The sequence below is a fragment of the Nonomuraea zeae genome, assembly GCF_005889725.1.
Lineage (GTDB): Bacteria > Actinomycetota > Actinomycetes > Streptosporangiales > Streptosporangiaceae > Nonomuraea > Nonomuraea zeae.
In genome coordinates, this window is the sequence record NZ_VCKX01000550.1 from 1 (window position 1) to 3535 (window position 3535).

Annotated in this window: 4 protein-coding genes; 3 read left to right on the plus strand and 1 reads right to left on the minus strand. The window is 73.6% G+C overall.

Translation table 11 applies throughout. The features are described 5' to 3' along the window. On the minus strand, positions 1–840 hold an 840-nt coding region (locus ETD85_RS60920), incomplete at its 3' end, for an LLM class flavin-dependent oxidoreductase (protein ID WP_138698875.1). Between the two features lie 129 nt (positions 841–969). Between ETD85_RS60920 and ETD85_RS60925 the strand changes: the two genes are divergently transcribed. From ETD85_RS60925 to ETD85_RS60935, 3 genes are all read left to right on the plus strand, one after another. Next, entirely contained in the window at positions 970–2226 is a 1257-nt protein-coding gene (locus ETD85_RS60925; protein WP_138698876.1) for a nucleotide disphospho-sugar-binding domain-containing protein, read from the plus strand. Further along, the gene (locus ETD85_RS60930) at positions 2223–3092 is read left to right on the plus strand and encodes an arylamine N-acetyltransferase family protein (RefSeq protein ID WP_170247480.1); all 870 of its coding nucleotides are present in this window, start codon (positions 2223–2225) and stop codon (positions 3090–3092) included. Before ETD85_RS60925 ends, ETD85_RS60930 begins: the two co-directional genes overlap by 4 nt. Before the next feature lie 21 nt (positions 3093–3113). Beyond that, positions 3114–3535, plus strand: a 422-nt coding sequence (locus tag ETD85_RS60935; protein ID WP_138698878.1) for a hypothetical protein, incomplete at its 3' end; no start/stop codon positions are given.

Here is a 3535-nt window from a genome sequence, read left to right on the forward strand (position 1 = left end):
CCCGCCGTGGCCAGCCAGACGTGCCGCTCGCCGGCCAGCGCCTGGAGGACGTCGGCCCTCCGCCGCGTCGCCGAACCCCAGCTCGGTGGCCAGGGCGAAGTAGATGCCGCGCTCCTTGCTGCCCAGGCCGATGAAGTTGGCGAAGTACGGGCGCAGCGGCTCGGCCGCGGCCTCCGGGTCGTCGCCGACGCTGATCGGGATCGACGGCATCACCTCGAAGCCCGCCAGGTCCTTGCCGGCGCGGGCGCGGCCGGCGCGCACGTGCTCCAGCGACCGCGCCAGCCGCTCCGGCGGGCAGAACACGCCGATCCAGCCGTCCGCGATCTCCCCGGCCAGCTCCAGCGCCCGCCGCCCCACCCCGGCCAGGTAGATCGGCAGGTCGGCGCGGGTGGCCGCGGCTCGCAGGTGCGCGCTCTCGCCGGTGCCCGGCGGCGGCAGCCGGAAGTGCTCGCCCTGGTAGCGGACCGGCTCGCCGGTGAGCGCCAGCCGGACGATCTCCACGTACTCGCGGGTGCGAGCCAGGGGAGCGGTGAAGTCGACGCCGTACCAGCCGCGGGAGACGTCCGGGTTCGACACGCCGAGCGCCAGGCAGAACCGGCCGCCGGACAGCGCGTCCAGGGTGGCGGCCGACAGCGCGGTCATGACCGGCGTGCGGGCCGGGATCTGCATGACGCCGGGCGCGATCTTGATCCGTTCCGTGCGCGCCGCGACCGCGCCCAGCACGCTCACCGCGTCCGACCTGAATCCCTCGGGAGCCAGGGCGTAGGCGAAGCCGAGCCGTTCGGCCTCGGCCGCCACCTGCACGGCGCCGTCGTAGTTGAGGAAGATCCCCAGTTCCATGGCAATGCCCATCCCTTCCTGCGAGCCGTCGTCGCCACCGTGCGGCCCGGCGGTCGAGCGTCGTTCGAGGCAGGCACGAGTCGGGCTGCCGAGGATGGCCGCGTCATCCTCGTCTCCCTGGAGGCAGCAGTGCGCGTTCTCGCCGCGACCTGGGACATGCCTGGTCATTTCAATCCGCTGGTTCCGCTGTGCTGGGCGTTGCGGGCCGCGGGCCACGAGGTCGTCGTGGTCAGCAACCCCGGCCTCACCCCCGCCATCACCCAGGCCGGACTGACGGCCCTGCCGGCGGGCAGCCCGTCCTTCGACTCCTACGCCGCGCTGCGCGAACAGCTCGCCGCCCGGTCCTGGCGTCCCGTCCCGCCGCCTGCCACCCCCACCGGCAGCACCCCCACTGGCAGCACTGCCGGCGACGACGGGGACAGGACCCGCCGCCGGCTGCACGGCTTCAGGACCGCGGCCGACTCGGCACTCGCCCAGGCCGACGACGTGGTCGCCTTCGCCGGGAAGTGGCGTCCCGACCTCGTGCTGTTCGAGCCGGTGGCCTTCGTCGGCCCGCTGGTCGGCAAGCTGTGCGGGGTGCCCGCCGTCAGGGTGCTGTGGAGCGTGGACTTCACCGGGCCGATGGCCGAGTTCGAGCAGGACGTGGTGGGGGAGCTGCTCGAACGCTTCGACCTGGCGGAGCTGGGCGTCAACGGCGACCTCACGCTGGACCCGTGCCCCGCCGCCCTGCAGTACGACCTGGACCTGCCGCGCCGCCGCTTCCGCTTCGTGCCCTACAACGGCGCCTCCGTCCTGCCCGGCCAGCCGGCGCCGCGCCGCGACGGGCGGCCGCGGGTCTGCCTCACCTGGGGCACCTCCCAGGAACGGCTCGGCTTCGCGCACATGATGCTCGCGCCCCGGGTCGTCGCCGCGCTGGCCGAGGCGCCGGTCGAGGTCGTGGTGGCGGTGACCGACACGCAGCGGCCCGCCTTCGGCGACCTGCCGGCCAACGTCGTGGCCATCGGCCGGCTGCCGCTGGACGCGCTGCTGCGCGACTGTGACGTCCTGGTGCAGCAGGGCGGCGCGGGCGGCACGATGACCGCGCTGATCAACGGCGTGCCGCAGCTCGTCGTGCCGCACATGCCCGACGAGATCTTCCACGGCCGCCAGGTCGAGCAGAGCGGCGTCGGCCGCTGCCTGCCGGGCGCGGAGGCGAGCGAGCAGGCGCTGCGCGAGCACGCCATGACGCTGCTGGCGGAGCCCGGCTACCGCGCCACCGCCCACCGGCTGCGCGAGGAGCTGCTGGCCCGGCCCACGCCCGCGCAACTCGTGCCCGAGCTGGAACGCCTCGCCTCCACCGGCCCTCGCGCCAGCCTCGAGCGGGCGTTCCTACCGTCGCACGTGTGAGTGCTATCGACACTTCCGCCTACCTGGACCGGCTCGGCGTCAGTGCCGCACAGCCGTCCGCGGCCGAGCTCGCCCGGCTGCATGCCGCACATGTCGAACGCGTCCCGTTCGAGACGCTGGACCGGCCGCGCGGCATCACCCCGGACGAGTCGCTGACCCGCATCGTCACCCAGGGCAGGGGCGGCATCTGCTTCCATCTCAACGGCGCGTTCATGCTCCTGCTCCAGGAGCTGGGCTACCAGGTCAGCATGCACGCGGCCGGCGTGCAGAGCGGCTACAACCCGAACCCGGTCGGCGCCAACGGCACCCACAACGTGCTGACCGTCTCCGGCCTGCACCACGCGCTCAACCCGGGCGGGCGCTGGATCCTGGACGTCGGGTCGGGCGAGGGCTTCCACCGCCCGCTGCCGCTGCTGCCCGGGACCTACCAGCAGGGCCCGTTCACCTACCGCGTCCGCCCGTCCGACGCGCGGGCCGGCGACTGGCGCATCGACTACGACGCCCGCGAGTCCTGCAGCGGCGTGGACTTCTCGCCGGAGCCGGTCGATCCGGCCCAGTTCGGCACCGTCTTCGACCGGCTGGCCGACCACGAGATGTCCATCTTCTTCATCTACGGCTGGGTCAAGCGGCACCACGCGACCGGTTTCGACGAGCTGATCGGCTGCCAGCTCAGCCGGGTCGGGCTCGACGGGCGCACGACCCGGGCGCTCACCACCGCCGAGGAGTACCTGGGCGCGCTCTCGGAGATCTTCGGCCTGCGGCTGGCCCACCTGCCGGCGGACGCGCGCCACGACGTCTGGCGGCGCTTCCACCACAACTGGACCACGCGTGACTTCAGGAAGGACATGTTCCCTTCCCGGACCTGACATCTCATTAGGAGATCAGTCGTGAACTTTTCCCTCAACGACCTCGAACCGGTGCTGCTCAACCTCGACGGCGTGCTCGACGGCGTGGTGCTGCGCAGGACGCTGCCCCGGGTCCAGAGCACGGCCTCGCTCACGGTCGTCTACGTGGTCCCGTCGCCCGGCAAGGACCTGCGGGTGCTCAGGCGGGAGATCGACCGGGCCCTGGCCCACCGGGTCACCGACCTCGTGGTCACCGTGCCGGTCACGCGCGTGCCCAGGACCGGTGAGGGCGCGCCCGACGTCGCGGCGCTGGTGCGGCTGCCGGTGCTGACCGGCGACTCGCTGCGGGCGTTCGCCGCCGAATGGGGCGCGTACGCGGAGCTGACCCCGGCCGGCGAGCAGATCCCGGAGTCGGTCGTCCTGGACGCCGACGCCCCGCCCGCCGCCCCGCCGGCCGGGGTCCG